A 16,305-nucleotide genomic window follows, 5' to 3' on the forward strand; every position below is an offset into this window, starting at 1 on the left:
ACCGGCGCTATTTCAATGATTTGCTAGGGCTTGAGGGGCAGTGAAGTTCCGCTTAGAAATCCCCGCTCCCTGCGGCGATGGCGTCCACTTCCTGCACCTGTTCCGGCGAGAGCGTCCAGTCGGCGGCCGCGGCGTTGGCTTCCAGTTGTTCGATGCTGGTGACCGCCACCAGGACCGTGCAGACGTAGGGCTTGTCCCGCAGCCAGGCGATGGCCAGTTCACCCAGCCGGCGGCCGTGATCCCGGGTCCAGGCATCGAGACGCTCGACAATCTCCAGACGCTCGCCGGTCATGTAGCGGGCCAGGACGGGGCTCGGATTCTTCCAGGCCCGGGTGCCGCGCGGGATCAGCGCGCCCCGGCGATACTTGCCCGTCAGGACGCCTTGGGCCAGGGGGGAGTAGGCGGCGATGCTCAGCCCGTGGTGGAGGCAGGAGGGAAGGACCTCGGCTTCCAGCGACCGTTCGAAGAGGTTGTACGGCGACTGGCTGACCAGGAACGGCGCGTATCCGCGCCGCTCGGCAACGCCGCTCGCCGTGGCGATTTCCCAGCCCGCGTAGTTGGAGCATCCGACGTAGCGCACCCTCCCCTGGCGAACCAGGTCGTCGAAGGCGCGGAGCGTCTCTTCGATGGGCGTCTCAGGATCCGGCCGGTGCGCATAGTAGAGGTCGACGTAGTCCGTATCCAGCCGGCGAAGCGTGCCCTCGATGCTGCTCATGATGTGGCCGCGCGAGAGCCCCGCATCGTTGGGGCCGTCGCCCACCCGCAGGCCCACCTTGCTGGCGATGACGAAACGGTCGCGCCGTCCGGCGACGGCCCTTCCGATGTAGGTTTCGGAGACGCCGCGCGAGTACATGTCGGCGGTGTCGATGTGGTTGATGCCCAGGTCGGCCGCCCGGTGGATAATGGCGGCCGTCTCCCTTTCGTCGCAGTGGTGGGTGAAACTCTCGTGCTGGCCGAATACGTTGGTGCCCAGGCCGAGGATCGAGATTCTGAGGCCGCTGTTTCCAAGCTGACGGTATTGCATCGGGCTTCTCTCCTGGATTGATAGGGGCCTGCGGGGAAGAAATCCGGGTCAGACCAAACCCGAAATCGGATTCCCCTGCTCGTCGCTGGCGCCGATGATCTGTCCCCCCTTCCCCATCACGAGATCAGCGGTTGGAAACCGCCGCTGCGGGAAGGTGATTTCCAATCGTCCGGTTCCCCTCGTATGCCGATGTCCAAAGAACCGGCGGTTAGGAAACCGCCGCTCCAACCTCAAAAATTGAGGCGGAGGGAGAATTGGAATTGCCTCGGAGGAAATGCCGAGGTGTATGAGAACGGCTCCGTCACCGGTCCCCGGCGCCCCTTGTACGACGACGGAAGTTCCTCCAGCGTGACGTTTCCGACGGTGCCGTTGACGTTCTTGAAATTGGTGCGGTTGAGCAGGTTGAATCCTTCGGCCACCACATCCACGCTCACGTCCTCCAAGACCGGGATCCGGCGCTTCAGGCGCAGGTCGGCGCTGAAGAAGTTGGGTCCGATGCCCACGTTGCGCCCCAGGCCCCAGGGCCGGTGCGTGTCGTTGTGCCGGTCCCCCACGTTGTCGTAGCCTGTATTCAGATTGAACGGGGCGAATGAGCGTGCGGTGACAATCCCCGAGATGGTGAGGTCTCCGAGCAGGTTGTCCAGGAAGCCCTTTCCCCGGCCGGCCTTCCAGGGAAGCTGAGCCATGGAGCGGACGACGAACCGGTGACCGCGGTGGTAGGCCGAGAGGGCCATCTCGGCCGCCGCGTCCCATTGCAGGTGCGGCTGGAACGACGTGTTGTAATCGGTGATCTCGTCCATCGCCTTGCTCCAGGTGTGATGAGCCGAGATCTGGAACCCTTCCGAGAAGCGCTTCTCCAGTTGCAGGATCAGGGCGTGGTAGAAGGAATTGGACCAGCTTCCGTAAATGTTGTCCTGCAGGACATTTGGATTGCGAAAACCGATGATGGGGCGTCCCAGGGCGTTGGTCCCGGCCTGGTAAGGGTTGACGTCGAGCGGACGGATGATGTGGACGCCCCGGTTGAAGTTGTATCCGGCCGAAAGGGCGAATCCGGCCGCCTCCCTCTGGATCTCCAGGCTCGCCTGTTGGGCGTAGGGATTCACGATGTCGTCCGCGATCCGGAACCGCACGTGGAAGGGCAGTCCGGGCTCAGGTACGAATCCATGGACGGCCAGGTCCTCGGCCGTGACCGGCCGCTTGCCCAGGACGCCGCGGTTCAAGAGTGTATGGTAGATCTCCGCCGAGTTGAGCAGATCTCCGGTCAGTGCGCTGTTGACTCCCGGGACGCCGTTCAGGGGAATGAAGACCTGAATGATCTGCTGGGCCTCCTCTCCCAGCAGGTCGTCGATGAACGTGATGTGGCCGTCGATCCGGGCATGGAAGATCCCGTACCCGCCCCGGATGACGGTCTTGGCGTCGGGACTCCAGGCGAATCCCACGCGGGGACCGAAGTTGTCGTTGTCCCGGGGGAATTCCGCCTTGCGAAAGAGTTCGTAGCGCAGCCCGAGGGTGAGCAGGAAGTTTTGGTGAATGCGCCACGAGTCCTCGACGAAGAAGCCGAAATTGTGAGCCCAACCGGTGTAGAAGGGGTCGCCGAAACCCTGCTGGTAGACCAGGGGCAGGCCGAGCGCATAGGCCTGCAGTGAGGAGATGGGGGCATCGATCGCTGCGGCCATTTGGGCTTGGCCGGCCGAGTGGAACAGGTCCTTGAGCAATGGGGAGACGGTGTACCCGGCCCCCTCGTCGATCAGAACCCAGAGCGGAATGGCCTCTCCGAAGATGAACTTCCCGCTGAAGAAGGTCTCGGACCGCGCCCGGTCGTAGTATGGATTGTAGTCGGCGCCGAACTTGACCGAATGCCGTCCGGAGACGTAGGTGAAGTTCTGCCGGGCCTGCCCCGTCCGCTCCACGTTTCGCGTCGGCAGGATGACGTCCCGTCCGAAGTAGCCGAATCCCTCGATGTCGATGGAGGGACCGTGAGGGTCGGTGGGATAGACGCCGAAGTCGTGATATCCGATCCCCAGCCAGGTTTCGCTGATCCACTCCGGGCTGATCACCGAGGCGTTCCCGACTGCGAGCGAGAAGTCGTTCAGGTCGTTGTTGCGGCCCCGGTTGCGGGCGATCAGCGAACCGAAGCTGGTGTTCTGGCTGTTCAGTCCCGTCCAGTTTCCCCGCAGGAAGAGCTTGTGCGCCGACCCGATGGCGTGGTCGACGCGGGCAATGACTTGCTGCCGCTCTTCCGAGAAGGGGAAGGCCCCGCTGTTGCTTTCGAACATCTCGACCACGTGGGGATAGTTCCCGGGAACCAGTGCCTCCGCAAGGTAGCCGACCAACGGAGCCAGAGGCGCGAATTCGGGTGGAGCCGAGTCGCTGCTGATCCCGTCGGCCAGAGCCTGCTGCGAGGGTGTCAGGTCGTAGAGAAACGACTTGTCACGGAGCAACGGAACGAACGACGACTCGTGCCGGTCGAGGCGTTCGTAGGCGGTGTAGAAAAACGTCGTGCCGCGGATGATGGGACCGCCGAACGATCCTCCGCTCTGGGCCCGGGTGTAGGCCGACTCGGCCGGATCGAAGTGGTTGCGGGCCTGGAACCGGCGGTTGCGGAGCACTCCGAAGACCGATCCCCGGAAATCGTTGGTGCCACCCTTGGTGACGATGTTGATGGTTCCGCCCGGCGCTCCGCCCAATTCCGAGGAAAACGAATTACGGTTGACCTGAAACTCCTGCACCGCGTCCTGGCTGATGGAGGAACGGACGCTGCCGGTGGAGTAGTTGTTGTTCAGTCCGTCGATGGTGAAGGTGTTGCCCCGGCCGGTCCCCCCTGCGATGCCGAGTCCGGACGCCGGCGTCGGAGCGATTCGGAAGTCGCGGTCGTCCGCCACGTAGTTCGAGTCCACCACGCCGGGGGTCAGGAGCGCCAGGTCCAGGTAGTCGCGTCGGTTGATGGGAAGGTCCTCGATGCTGGTGGAGTCGATGTGGTGGGACTGCTGGGTCCTGTCGCGGGCCACGGCGATTCGCGCCGCTTCCGCCGTAATGACGATTTCTTCGGCGGCCACCACGATTTCCGGAGAGAAGGACTGGGTCTCTCCCACCAGCACTTCCATGTCCTGGACCACGTAGGGGGCAAACCCCGGCAACTCGAACCGCAGCGAGTAGAGTCCCGGATCCACCCGGCTCAGGACGTACTCTCCCAAGTCCGAAGTGAGGGTCTCCCGGATCACGCCCCGGCCCTGGTAGGTGGCGGTGACGGTGACGCCGGGGAGGACGGCCCGGGTCTTGTCGTAGACGTAACCGCGGATGGTCCCGGTGTCGGTCTGGGCGGGGAGCAGGACGGTGCCGGCCAGCAAAAGCAGGGCCATGGTCCCGGTTCGGCGAACAGGGCGCCCGCAGTTACGAAGCAAAGCACGGAAAAGGCTCTTATTCGACATCACCTGATACTCCCGATCGAATCAACCACGCCATCCCGCGTAGCAGGGCGAAACCGGCCGAATGGATGTGGACTCTGATGGTACGGGGAACCTGGCGGAAATCCCGGATCGATTCGTCCCGGGTTGGCTCCGTGATGCTCATTCGTGGCGCAATGTCTTGCAAAAAAACTCAGTCTTTCAGAATCGAACCCTGATTTCCAGACCTCCGGGAGGGGGGTTGGCGAGGCGCCTGGACGGGGGACTGTCTCGTCCCCCAAAACCCCGGAACCGGGGGTTGGAAACCTCCGCTACTGTCCGATTTCGATCACTCGGAGCCGGTGAAGGGGCAGCGCTGAAGTTTCTCCCGGCTGCGTCCGCACTCCGCCCCGGCCTACTCGTAATACGCTACGCCGTTCCGGTAATACACGTTGCTCGTGCTTCCGTCCTTGTTGCGGATGAGCCAGTCGCCGTCCATCTCGCCGTACAGGTACTGACCCTTCCAGAGGCCGCCGTCGGCAAGGCGCCACTCCCAATCGCCGTGCATTTCGTCGTCGAAGTACGGCCCTTCCCAGACGGTGCCGTCGGCATGGCGGACGACCCAGTCGCCGTTCCTCATGCCGTCCACATAAGGGCCTTCCCAGACACCGCGATAGGCGTCGCGCACGACCCATCGGCCCTGCCTCACGCCGGCCACGAAGGGGCCCTTCCAGACGGCGCCGTCGGCCCGGCGTTCGACCCAGAGGCCGTGTTTCAGCCCGGCGACGTAGGGTCCTTCCGAGACGTCCCCGTTCGCTTCGCGCACCACCCAGTCGCCCTGCCGCTTGCCGTACAGGAGACGTCCGGTTGCTTCCACCGTTGACTTGCCGCCGTCCCAGACCCGCTTGATGGTCCCGGTCCCCTGGGCGACGCTCCCGGTGCAGATGGCCGACCAGGTGACGGACTCCTCCGGCTGGAGGTCAACGTTCCAGGCGTAGCATCCCGGCTGCTTTGCCAACTCCATCCAGCAATCGGCGCCCTTGGGCTGGTCCGAGCACGAGTTCTGCGCCGGCAGGCTGGCTTCGATATCGAGCGACAATTCCAGTGCCTCCCGGTAAAACGGGTCGTCCCTCGCGGCCATCCTCAGATACCGGTTCACGGAGTCCATGGCGATCTGGAACGAGCCGGCCGAAAAGGCCACCTCCGCAACCTTGAAGTCGTAGTCCTCGGGCAACTCGAGATCGTGATCCATCTTCAGATCGCGGGCCTTCTGCATCGATTCGAGCGCCCGGACCGGGTCTCCTTGGGCCAGCAGCCGCTCCGCGTGCAACAGATGGCGGTCCACCATCACTTCCGGTGGAAGTTGGGCCGCCGCGACAGCAGCGCCGAAAAGGACGGAAATGACGACATTGGGGACGGTTCTCGGCATGCTGGTCCCTCCTGCGGCTCAGCTCGTGCGGGTGTCGTTGAACTGATGATCATCGTAATGAAATCGTTCAGATTTTCCAGGATCGTTTAAGATGGGGACTCCAATGCGTTAGAATTTTCTTTCGAGTGCCCGGACAACCTGGGGAAAGGATGGCGTTGACGATATGGCCATAAAGGACTGGAGCAAGACAAAGCAGGTCGTGGTCGGTTTCATATCGGGCATGATCGCGACCTGGTTGGTTTTGTGGGCGCTCGGTTGGCCTTAGTCCGAAATCCTTGCCAAGTCGTTGAGAATGTTCAGCAATGCACCGTAGGGAATTCCTAGTGCTCTCGTCGGCCGTTCCATTCGGGTCTCCGGGATTCGCAGGGGTCGAGGACGATCTGAAGATCACCGGTGTGCGACTCGTCCGCATGAGGCCGAAACGGCCGGTTCCCAGCTACGAACCCGCTCCGGACGCTTGGTCCGCGACAGGCGTCGAAGTCGCCAATCCCGTCTCCATCTACCCCAAGTACAAGCCGATGCGCAGCTTGTTCATGGCGGACGGCCCCGGAATTTCGAGTTTCTGGGTCGAGATATCGACCAATAAGGGCGTGACCGGCTACGGGCCGGGAGGACCGGCCGGCGGGGTGATCGTCCAAGACCACCTGGCGAAGCTTCTGATGGGTGAGAACCCCCTCGACATTGAACGCCTTTGGGACATCATGTGGAGATCCACCATGTACTACGGACGCAAGGGCGTGGTGGTGAACGCGATCTCCGGTGTCGACATCGCTCTCTGGGACATTGCAGGAAAGGTCTGGGACGCTCCGGTCTGGCGTCTCTTGGGCGGGCGGATCCATCCCCGCATTCCATGCTACTGCACGGGAAACGACATCGAGCAGCATGTCGAATTCGGCTACACGCGCCTCAAGCTCGCACTGCCCTACGGCCCGGCGGACGGCAGGGAGGGCATCCGCAAGAACGTGGAGCTCGTCAAGCGGGCCCGCTCTGCCGTGGGCCCGGACGGCGATGTCATGATGGACTGCTGGATGGCCCTCACGGAGCGCTACACCCTGGAACTGGCGGAAGCGTTCGAGCCGTACAACGTCTATTGGCTTGAAGAGGCGCTGCCGCCTGACGATTTCGAGGGATTCGGCCGCCTGCGCCGCCAGATCACCTCCACGCGAATCGCCACCGGGGAGCATGTGTACACCCGCTATGGCTTCAGGCAACTGCTGAGAGTCGAGGGGGCCGAGATCTGGCAGCCCGACATCAATTGGTGCGGGGGGATGAGCGAGCTCGTCAAGATTGGGCATCTGGCAGCGGCCCACGACATTCCGGTGATTCCGCACGGCGGCGGCCAGCGGGATGCGGTGCATTTCATCTACGCCACGCCCAACTCGCCGTGGGCAGAAATGTTCATGCCTGCTCCAGGCGGCCCGGACGTGGTCTACCAGCGCTACGAGGAGGACAACAACCTGACGCGCGGGCCCGAAGGAATCTACACCAGACCATCTGACGGGCCGGGATTCGGCTGGGAAGTTGAGCCGGAAGCCTGACGGGCTCCGACAAGGCCGCTGGTCAGCCCCCTTTTCCTCCCGTCAATGACCAAATCGACTGCCTGCAACAAATCGGTCCTGAAGCTCCCGTTCAAGACGGTCTGCCTGCTTTCTTCGGCCCACTTCGGGAATGTCGGCATCCTTGTTGCCGACACGAGCGCGTAAAGCGTGGCCAGGGGCCGGTCGAGGGTCTTCTCGCCGGGGTCGACGCTTCCGTAGACCTCGCGGAACCCGGTGACCGCCTCCCCCGACAAAGATCCCACGACATTCCGGAAGTCGCTGTAGCGGGTTCCGATTCCGAGCAGGTCGTAGTCGAATACGATGGCCTCCATTCCGGGACCTGACTTCCGGCTCAGGGCCAGGTTCGTCCAGTGGAAGTCGTTGTAGTTCAGGGTCGTCCCGAAACCGGCAAGGCCGAGCTTCAGAAGCTCGATGTGGTCGGCGGCGAGACGCCACGAGTCCATTCGCAGGAGACCCAGGGCGCGGCCCGCCGATTCGATGGTGGCGGGATCGAGCAGATCCTCTTCCCGTTTGAGGAACGGGGGCAGGCCCGGGCCGGATGCCGCCAGGGACGAGCCTTTCTGATGGAAGTGCCAATACCAGCGGGCCACCGCCTCTCCCACGCTGCGTTCCCGCACGTCCGACTCGGTGGCCAAGCGCCACGTATCGCTGCAGGTGAGATCTTCCAGGAGGAGATCGGTCTCGGTTTTGGCAATGACGCTGATGGTGGGTACGCCGAGCTGCCGGAGGAGACTGTAGCCTCGAATCTCATTACCTGGCGTATTGCGGATGAACGACTTGAGAACATAGGAGCACCTGTGGGTGCGAATTCTGTAGAGACGATGGCCGGGACGGAAGGAGATCGTTTCCACGCGCCGGACCTCGCCGGCAGGGATGCCCAAGCCTTTGAGGCTGTCGCCGATTTCATTTTGGATTCCGTGTCCGCTCATCATTCCGTGCGACTGCGTACTCTACCTTATTCGAGGCGTTCCGGAGCGATCCCTGCCGTGTGCCGGCGGCACTGTTCTGATACACTCTGCGGTCGCGTGATCCTGCATGAGTTATTCCTTAAGTTATTGATATATAAATATTTACAACATACATCCCAGCCTCTGAAGATGTCTTCGACGAGCTGTCCCATCAAGAACTTGTGACCGTCGTGCAACAAAAGGATTTCACGTCCGCATTCAAGGCCTATGTGCTGCCCGGAATCGTATTCCAGTCGGTGATCATCGCCGGGGGGTACGGCACCGGACGGGAAATGGTGGAGTACTTCCTCAACTACGGACCCGTCGGCGGACTGGTGGGAATGCTTTTCATCAGTACCTTGATGTGGTCGGTGGTTCTGGCCGCCTCCTTCGAATTCGCCAGGGTCTACCGGGCCCATGACTATCGGACCTTCTTCCTGCAACTGCTGGGCCGTTTCTGGTACAGCTTCGAGGTCCTCTACCTGATTCTGCTGCTCATCGTCCTGGCGGTGATCGGCTCCACTGCGGGAGTTTTGCTGCGCGACAATTTCGGTCTGCCCTACCTGCTCGGTGTCGCCGTCATGCTGGCTTCCGTGGGATTTCTCACCTTCAAGGGGACGAGCCTGATCGAGAAGTTTCTCTCCGGGTGGTCCTTGCTCCTCTACGGGATCTATCTGGTCTTCTTCGTCATGTGCTTCCTTCGATTCGGCGACGAGATACGAAACAGCTTGTCCATGGGGATCGATTCCTCCGGCTGGGTCCTGGGCGCCTTCAAGTACGGCTTCTACAATCTGGGAGCGATTCCGGCGGTCCTGTTCACGACACACCACATCAAGACCCGGAGGCAGGCCGTAGGAGCGGGTCTCCTCGGCGGCGTGATCGGAATCTTCCCCGGCTTGCTCTTCTACCTCGCTATCGTCGGCCTCTATCCGCAGGTGCTTTCGGCCGAAGTTCCGGCGGTCTACGCTCTTCGCGCGGCCCAATTGCCCCTGCTTCTCATCGTCTTTCAGGTGGTCTTGCTGGGGACTCTGGTCGAAACCGGGACCGGAATGATCCACGCCGTCAACGAACGGTTGCGGTCGGCCCTCAGGGCGCGGGGGAGAGACCTCCCCCGCCGGGTGCGGCCACTGGTGGCCCTGGGTCTTCTCTTGCTGGGACTGGCGCTGTCGACATTCGGACTGATCCAACTGGTCGCCAAGGGCTACGGAGCGGTGAGTTGGGGATTCCTGTTCGTCTACATCGTCCCGTTGTTGACCTGGGGCTTGTACAAGATCTGGAAGAAGGGAAAGAGTCCCGCCTGACCAGCATGGCTGGAGCAGAATCGGTCGGTGCGACAACTCACACGGAAACGACCAGTTCCACCAGGTGCATTGCGCACGCGTAGGGGTTTTCCCATGAACCATGTGGGCACGGTTTACAAAAGTCGCTACTAGTTGCTACTTTGTTCTGTATGAGATCAGTAGGGATAAAAATTCTGAACAGCCGTCTGAGCGAATACATACGATTAGCCGCATCGGGGGAAACGGTTCTGGTTACAGACCGTGATCGAGTCGTCGCCGAAATCGGGCCACCAAGGCCTTCAAGAAGCCCGATGCTCGCCGACGCGCTGCTCGCAGAGGCGGTGCGTAAGGGCTGGTTGACGCCGCCGGCGCTACCAGCCGAGGGTGAGCCAACGACACCTGAACGAGTGGCGCCACTCCGGGATATTCTCGCCGAATTGGACGAAGACCGGGGCGATCGATGATCTATCTCGATACCTCCGTCGCTCTTGCCCAGCTACTTGCCGAAGATCGCCACCCCACTGCCTCGTTTTGGAGCGAGACCCTGGTGTCCAGCCGTTTGATGGAGTACGAGATTTGGACCCGGTTACACGCGCGCAGACTCGCCGATTCCCACAGTGAGGCGGCCCTCAGGCTCTTAGGACGAGTCGCTTTGATGGACCTTACTCAACCGGTACTTGCGCGAGCTCTGGATGCCTTTCCCGTGTCTTTGTCGGTACGCACTCTTGATGCCCTGCATCTTGCCTCCTGCGACTTCCTGCGTCAGCAAGGTCAATCAGTCGCACTTGCGAGCTACGATCGCCGGATGACGGAAACAGCTCGAGCCATGGAGATTCCTATCTGGCATTTGGAATAGTCCTGAACGACGCACGGAATTCCAGGGTGGACAGGCCGAAATACGCTCCCCGGTCGGTAGCGCCGGTCACTTGAGGTCCGAGCGAATCTTGGCGATGAGGTTCGGCAGGTAGATGCGGAACCGCCGGTCCATTCCGGGCAACTCCTGGGGCAAGGCGAGGATTCGCTCGAGTGCCGGGGCGGCGCGGTCGTCCAGGTAGTCAAGAGCGTTGAGCGCGATCATGGCGACGTGGAGCCCGTGCTTTTCCGCGTCGGCCAGTTCCACCAGCACGGCCAGGGCGCGTGTGGCGTCGGCATCGCTGCCATGGCGTCCGAGCGCTTCGGCGGCCGCGACGCGCACCGCCGGAGCCTCATCCGATAGCGCTTTCCGGAGCGGTCCGGCCAGGGGCCGAACCCCCTCCCGGCCTCGAATCAGGGCGCCGAGGGCCGCCCAGTATCGGACCGCGCCGTCAGAAACGTCGAAGCCGGCCCGGAGTTTGTCCTCGACGCCGTTCCGCATGGAGGTGGCCGACTCGGCCATGCCCATGATCCGCTCCAACGGATACCTCTTGGGATCGGCGCCCATGGTGTGGGGTGCGTCTGAGCCGGAACGTGTGTGGATGGCGTTCTCGGGCAGGAATCCCAGGTCACGGATCGACAGCGACCACTCGCGGCGCGCGGTGCGCAGGCGGTCCAGAACGGCCTTGTGCCGGGGGCTGCCGGCGAGGTTCTTCGTTTCGTCGGGATCCTCGGCCAGGTCGTAGAGTTCCTCGGCCGGCTTGGTCTCCCAGAAGCGGGTGCGCGGGGGACTCAGCTTTCCTTCGCGGTAGAGCCGGTGCCACACGGCCGTCGTCGGCGTCCGGAACATGTACTCGACGAACTGGCCGTAGATCCGGTGGGGCATGAAGTTGCGAATGTAGATGTAGCGGTGGTTGCGAACGCTGCGGACCATGTCGTAGCGCTCGTCCATGCGGCCGCGAAAGCCGTAGAGGTAGGGTTGCGGCGAAGCCTCGTATTCTCCCGCGAAGGCGTGGCCCTGGAAATGGTCCGGAGGTCGGATGCCGGCGAGGCTGAGCAACGTCGGCGCGAAGTCGATAAAGCCGACGAGTCGGTTGGTTTCCCCGCCCGGCGTGTAGCCGGATGGCCGCAGGTGCCGGAACTTCTCGGGGATGTAGAGGATCAGCGGCACGTGCAGACCGGAGTTGTAGGTCCAGCGCTTGCTGCGGGGCAGTCCGGAGCCGTGGTCCGCCCAGTAGAAGACGATGGTGTCCTCTTCCAGGCCTTCTTTTCTCAACTGCTCCAGCACCTTGCCGGCCAGACCATCCATCTCGGTGATCTTGTCGTGGTACTGGGCCCAGTCCTGCCGGGTTTCCGGGGTGTCGGGGTGGTAGGCGGGGACCCGCACCGCAGCGGGGTCGTGGACGGCCGCATGGGGCCGCTTTCGGATCTGGGACTCGTGGGTGACCGTGAGATTGAAAACCGAGAAGAAGGGCTGGCCGGGCGCGCGCTTGCGCCAGTGCGCCTGCCGGCTCGACTCGTCCCAGACCTTGCCGGGTTTCTCCAGGTTGTAGTCCTCCTTGGAGTTGTTCGAGGTGTAGTAGCCGGCCTCCCGCAGGTACTGGGGGAACATCTTCATCGGCCGCGGCAGCCGCGTCGACGAGCGCATGTGCTGCGAGCCCGTGGACGGCGGGTACATGCCGCTGATGATGGTGGTGCGCGCCGGTGCGCAAACGGGAGCCGTGGACCAGGCGGTGCGGTAGATCATGCCGCGGGCGCCCAGGGCATCCAGGTTCGGGGTGTCGGCGCAGGAGTCGCCGTAGACCCCCAGGTGGGGGCCGTTGTCTTCCGAGCTGATCCAGAGGATGTTGGGGGCGTTCGCAAGGGCGGTGGTGAGCGATGCCGCGAGGACGAAGATAGCTCGCATCGGCTTGCTCCGGTCAACGTTTCGGAATGACCGGCAACAGGATGTGGGACGGGTGTTCGGCGTCGTGGTAGACGGTCTGATTGGCGATGACGATTTCCGTGTCGACGCCGAGCTTTCCGCCGTTGTTCAGGTTGCGGTCGAAACGCGGGAAGTTGCTACTGGAGACCTCGACGCGGATCTTGTGGCCCTTGAGAAAGACGTTGCTGACGACGCCCACTTCGATGAAGAATTTGTAGATCTTCCCGGGTTGCAACAGTTTGGGGTTTTCGAATTGGCCAGGTGAAGGGACCCCGGCTCTGATGGCCGCGGGGTCCCGGTAACGGGCCCGGAGAATGCCGTCCCAGAGGTTCACCGCCTTGCCGTCCGGGTAGACGTCCAGCAGCTTGACGGTCCAGTCCGTGTCCCGAGCGGAGCTGCTGGCGTAGATGCTGGCCTGGATCGGCCCCGTCACCTCCAGCTCTTCCTCCAGCGCCTCGGTGCTGTAGACCAGCACGTCATCCCGGTGTTCCACGGGCCGGTGGTCCAGGGGCTCCACCTCGCCGTTGGGGTCCATCCCCAGGGTCGGGACCGGGTCCTCCGGATTGTAGGTGTACCGGTCGGGAGCTTCTCCGGGGGACGGTTTTCCCGTAGAGAGGGTCCCGTCGCCGAAGAGGGAATTGGCCCGTCCGCTGCTTCGGAGGTAGAAGGGAGTCCACTGGGTCTCCGGGAGCGGCCACATGTCGGCGGTCCGCCAACGGTTTTTCCCCATCATGAACAGTCTCAGAGGGGGTTCGTTCTCGACTCCGTTCTCGATTCCCTTCAGCCACCGGTCCATCCAGCGCAGGTAGAGCGCATAGAGGTCGATGATGGAGTCGACTCCGAAATCGAGCACCCCGTACGCCTGCTTGGGCCGGTCGGTGTGGACCCAGGGGCCCACCACCACTTTCTGCAGGCGCTTGGCGCGTTCGGTGCCCTCTCGCTGAATCGCTTCGTAATTGGCGAACAGCGACTTGGCGTGCAGGTCGAGCCATCCGCTCACCTGCAGGATGGGGACGTCCGTCTTGCGGAAGTGCCCATAGTTGCTGGCTTTCTTCCAGAACTCGTCATAGCTGGGGTGCTGGATCCAGTCGCGGTAGAACCCGATCGGTTTGCCCGTGGCCTCGACGTCGGCCGTCAGGATGGGCAGGTGCCGGAACAGCTTGTCCCAGTCGTACGGTTGCCGTGTCTGCTGGGTCCGCCCGCGGACGCCGATGGACCAGGGGATGCCGATCTGCAGCAGGAAGGCCCCGCCGGTGTAGTTCATCCCGTACAGGTATTCGTCGGCCGGCCCCATTTGAGGCGCGATGGCCTTCAGATAGGGAGAGCCGGTCTGGGCCGCCTTCCACTGGGTCAGCCCCATGTGGGACATCCCCATCATGCCCACGTTGCCGTCGGACCAGGACCGGGTCCCGCACCAGTCCAGCGTGTCGCGGCCGTCTTCGATCTCCACGATCCATCCGGACCACTTCCCGTCCGAATCGAACCGGCCCCGGCAGTCCTGGAGCACGTACACGTACCCGCGACGGGCGAAATACAGGGCCCGGTTGACGTACCAGTCGGAGCTGTTGCCGTACGGAGTCCGCTCCAGGATCACCGGCCACCGGCCTTCCTTCCCGGGGAGATAGACGTCCGCCGACAATGAAACGCCGTCCCGCATGGGCACCCGGACGTCGATCAGCGTGGCGGGCGAGTGTTCCGGCGGCGAGAGCATGTCCTTCCAGGCCGAACTCTCCGCCAGAGACGGCGAAATGAGTGTGGATTGCAGGCACATGGCGAGAAGTCCTCGGGTCCAGCGGCGAGTCGATGGGATCATGGACTCCCCTCCCGGATCGGCAACTCGATGAAGGAGGCGTGTTCGCCCCCGTGGTGGATCGTGTTGTCGGCGATGCGCCACTGCCGGCTCAACGGGTCGCCGGTGTTCCGGTTGATGTCGAAATTGGGAAAACTGCTGCTGGAGATGTCCACGCGGATGCGATGTCCCGCCTTGAACAGGTTGGCCGCCGGCTGGACAGGAAGCCGGATCTCGTACACTTGGCCCGGCTCCATCAACTCCGGCTTCCTGAAGCTGTTCCGGTACCGGGCGCGGATGATGCCGTCGGTGACGGGGAAGGCGTAGCCTGCCGGGTAGTCTTCGCTGGGCGGATAGACGTCGATGAGCTTGACGAAGAAGTCGGTGTCGGGAGCGTCCGACGACACGTAGAGGACGGCACGAAGGTTGCCCGCCATGGTCACGTCTCCGGACAGGGGAGGGGTCTGGAAGACCAGGACGTCGGGGCGGGAGGCGGTGGGGAGTCCGGGGATTCCATGGCCCGGGAGGGTCTCCATCTGAATCTGGTTGTAGGGCCCCATTCCCCGGAACCCGAGGTCCGACGCCGGTCCGTAGGCGATCTCGCAGCGTCCGTCGCTGTGGACCGTGTTGCGCGGATCGTAGGTGTAGGTGGTGGACTCGGACCCGCCGTCCGGTTCGGCCGCCGACAGAGTACCGTCGCCATGGAAGTAGTACTTCCTGGGAGAGGTGCCGGCGGCGGGCCATTGCTCGCCGGTCTGCCAGGTTCCTCCGTGGTTCAAACGGTCCTTTTCGCCGCGCCGCCCGTCGCCGCCGCCCATCACGAACACCTTCACCGGGTCGCCCAGCTCGGCGTTCTCGTCCCCCTTGAGCCAGCGGTTGAACCATTGCAGCTCGTAGTCGAGGAATTCCAGATCGTTGGGTGGAACGACGCCTGCCGCGGCGCCGTAGTTGGCGTCCCCGTTGTAGGGATCCCAGTTGGCGTGGGTCCAGGGGCCGGCCACCAGGTACTGGTCGCGGCGGCCTCTCTTGAGCATCTCCCGGTAACCGTCCACGATGGATCGCGCGTAGACCTCGTACCACCCCGTGACCCACATGATGGGAATCTCCGGATAGTTGTCGAAGTATTCGTCCATGGCCAGGCTGGGCCGTTGCCAGAACTCGTTGTAGTCGTTGTTCTCGAAGTAGAACTGGAAGGCGGCGTCCTCATAACGGGGAGCCACGCTCAACGGCGTCTGCCCGCGCCGCCACGGAATTCGCGACGCCCACCGCAGAAACCCCTTGGACGTCAGCATCGGCTTGATGGCTTCAACGATTGAGGGGTTCTCCTTGGCCTCCCAACTGGTGGTGGCCATGTGCAGGTGCCACCGCAACAGGCCCAGAGTCCGGGTCCCGCCCACGTGCATGCTGTAGTAGTAGGCGTTGTTCGGTCCGGTGTGGGGGATCATGGTGGCCAGGCCGGGCGGGTTCAGCGTGGCCATCTGCAACTGTACCCAGCCCATGTAGGAGACCCCGTAGGTCCCCACCTTTCCGTTGCTGGAGGGATGGCGCGCCAGCCATTCCACCGTGTCGTATCCGTCCTCCGCCTCGTCCCGCATGGGAAAGAACTCGCCGCCCGACCGGAAGCGGCCCCGGCAGTCCTGAATGACCGACAGGTAGCCGTGGCTGGCGAAGAAGGTGGCCGGGTCCTTGTAGAACTCGTTCTCCTTGTCGTAGGGCGTCCGCTGCAGGACGACAGGGAACTTTCCTTCCAGGGGGCGGCCGTCTTGGGCAGGCAGGTACAGGTCCGTCGCCAGTTCGACTCCGTCCCGCATCGGGATCTTGACATCCTTCAAGACGACGACGTCCATGGATTTCCCCTCCGCCGCCGGTCCGGCGGCCGCTACGCCAAGGCAGGAGAATCCCGTTGCAAACAACAGAGTCCACGGCAAACTCCTCATGAGTGATCTCCCGTTCTCGTTGATTGACTGGGCTGGAAGCTGAGTGAGAATTTGCGGCTCAGAATATGGAGGGTGAGCCCCGATGTCAATTGGAGCGTGGGTTTTCAACCCGCGATTAGGAGCGTGGGTTGACAACCCCCGATTCGGAGCGGCGGTTTCCAACCGCCGAATCGGAACGGCG

At 63.1% G+C, this 16,305-nt stretch carries 10 protein-coding genes; 3 read left to right on the forward strand and 7 right to left on the reverse strand.

The features are described from left to right. Window positions 1-52: 52 nt before the first annotated feature. From OXT71_16585 to OXT71_16595, 3 genes are all read right to left on the reverse strand, one after another. On the reverse strand, window positions 53-1,024 hold the full coding sequence (locus OXT71_16585) for an aldo/keto reductase (protein MDE2928012.1): 972 nt from the start codon (window positions 1,022-1,024) through the stop codon (window positions 53-55). A gap of 230 nt (window positions 1,025-1,254) precedes the next feature. Beyond that, window positions 1,255-4,383 (reverse strand): TonB-dependent receptor, encoded by a 3,129-nt coding sequence (locus OXT71_16590; protein MDE2928013.1) that lies wholly within the window; start codon window positions 4,381-4,383, stop codon window positions 1,255-1,257. A gap of 439 nt (window positions 4,384-4,822) precedes the next feature. Continuing rightward, window positions 4,823-5,836 (reverse strand): hypothetical protein, encoded by a 1,014-nt coding sequence (locus tag OXT71_16595; protein ID MDE2928014.1) that lies wholly within the window; start codon window positions 5,834-5,836, stop codon window positions 4,823-4,825. Window positions 5,837-6,138: 302 nt separating this feature from the next. On the opposite strand from OXT71_16595, the gene OXT71_16600 reads away from it, so the two are divergent. Further along, window positions 6,139-7,374: an L-rhamnonate dehydratase gene (locus OXT71_16600; protein MDE2928015.1), complete on the forward strand. Its 1,236-nt coding sequence runs from the start codon at window positions 6,139-6,141 to the stop codon at window positions 7,372-7,374. On the opposite strand, the gene OXT71_16605 is transcribed toward OXT71_16600, so the two are convergent. Beyond that, window positions 7,317-8,327: a hypothetical protein gene (locus OXT71_16605; protein ID MDE2928016.1), complete on the reverse strand. Its 1,011-nt coding sequence runs from the start codon at window positions 8,325-8,327 to the stop codon at window positions 7,317-7,319. The genes OXT71_16600 and OXT71_16605 overlap by 58 nt on opposite strands. Before the next feature lie 206 nt (window positions 8,328-8,533). Here OXT71_16605 and OXT71_16610 point away from each other — a divergent pair, with 206 nt between their 5' ends. Both OXT71_16610 and OXT71_16615 read left to right on the forward strand, forming a co-directional pair. Then, window positions 8,534-9,643, forward strand: coding sequence for a hypothetical protein (locus OXT71_16610; GenBank protein ID MDE2928017.1), 1,110 nt, complete (start codon window positions 8,534-8,536; stop codon window positions 9,641-9,643). A 439-nt stretch (window positions 9,644-10,082) separates the two neighbouring features. Beyond that, window positions 10,083-10,478, forward strand: coding sequence for a PIN domain-containing protein (locus OXT71_16615; protein ID MDE2928018.1), 396 nt, complete (start codon window positions 10,083-10,085; stop codon window positions 10,476-10,478). Between the two features lie 66 nt (window positions 10,479-10,544). Here the strand turns inward: OXT71_16615 and OXT71_16620 are convergent, their stop codons facing one another. From OXT71_16620 to OXT71_16630, 3 genes are read right to left on the reverse strand one after another with little or no spacing between them, the layout of a single operon-like run. Beyond that, window positions 10,545-12,380, reverse strand: a complete 1,836-nt coding sequence (locus OXT71_16620) for a sulfatase-like hydrolase/transferase (GenBank protein ID MDE2928019.1) — start codon at window positions 12,378-12,380, stop codon at window positions 10,545-10,547. A 13-nt stretch (window positions 12,381-12,393) separates the two neighbouring features. Continuing rightward, window positions 12,394-14,211, reverse strand: coding sequence for a CocE/NonD family hydrolase (locus OXT71_16625; GenBank protein MDE2928020.1), 1,818 nt, complete (start codon window positions 14,209-14,211; stop codon window positions 12,394-12,396). Next, window positions 14,208-16,124 carry a CocE/NonD family hydrolase gene (locus tag OXT71_16630; GenBank protein ID MDE2928021.1) on the reverse strand — a complete coding sequence of 639 codons (1,917 nt, stop codon included), beginning with the start codon at window positions 16,122-16,124 and terminating at the stop codon, window positions 14,208-14,210. Before OXT71_16630 ends, OXT71_16625 begins: the two co-directional genes overlap by 4 nt. Window positions 16,125-16,305 lie beyond the last annotated feature (181 nt).

This window comes from Acidobacteriota bacterium (genome assembly GCA_028874215.1).
Classification (GTDB): domain Bacteria; phylum Acidobacteriota; class UBA6911; order RPQK01; family JAJDTT01; genus JAJDTT01.

Coding starts and splice junctions, on each gene's coding strand:
- OXT71_16605 (MDE2928016.1), bottom strand. CDS start 8,327: ATGATGAGCGGACACGGAATCCAAAATGAAATCGGCGACAGCCTCAAA.
- OXT71_16585 (MDE2928012.1), bottom strand. CDS start 1,024: ATGCAATACCGTCAGCTTGGAAACAGCGGCCTCAGAATCTCGATCCTC.
- OXT71_16620 (MDE2928019.1), bottom strand. CDS start 12,380: ATGCGAGCTATCTTCGTCCTCGCGGCATCGCTCACCACCGCCCTTGCG.
- OXT71_16615 (MDE2928018.1), top strand. CDS start 10,083: ATGATCTATCTCGATACCTCCGTCGCTCTTGCCCAGCTACTTGCCGAA.
- OXT71_16625 (MDE2928020.1), bottom strand. CDS start 14,211: ATGATCCCATCGACTCGCCGCTGGACCCGAGGACTTCTCGCCATGTGC.
- OXT71_16595 (MDE2928014.1), bottom strand. CDS start 5,836: ATGCCGAGAACCGTCCCCAATGTCGTCATTTCCGTCCTTTTCGGCGCT.
- OXT71_16630 (MDE2928021.1), bottom strand. CDS start 16,124: ATGAGGAGTTTGCCGTGGACTCTGTTGTTTGCAACGGGATTCTCCTGC.
- OXT71_16600 (MDE2928015.1), top strand. CDS start 6,139: ATGCACCGTAGGGAATTCCTAGTGCTCTCGTCGGCCGTTCCATTCGGG.
- OXT71_16590 (MDE2928013.1), bottom strand. CDS start 4,383: ATGGCCCTGCTTTTGCTGGCCGGCACCGTCCTGCTCCCCGCCCAGACC.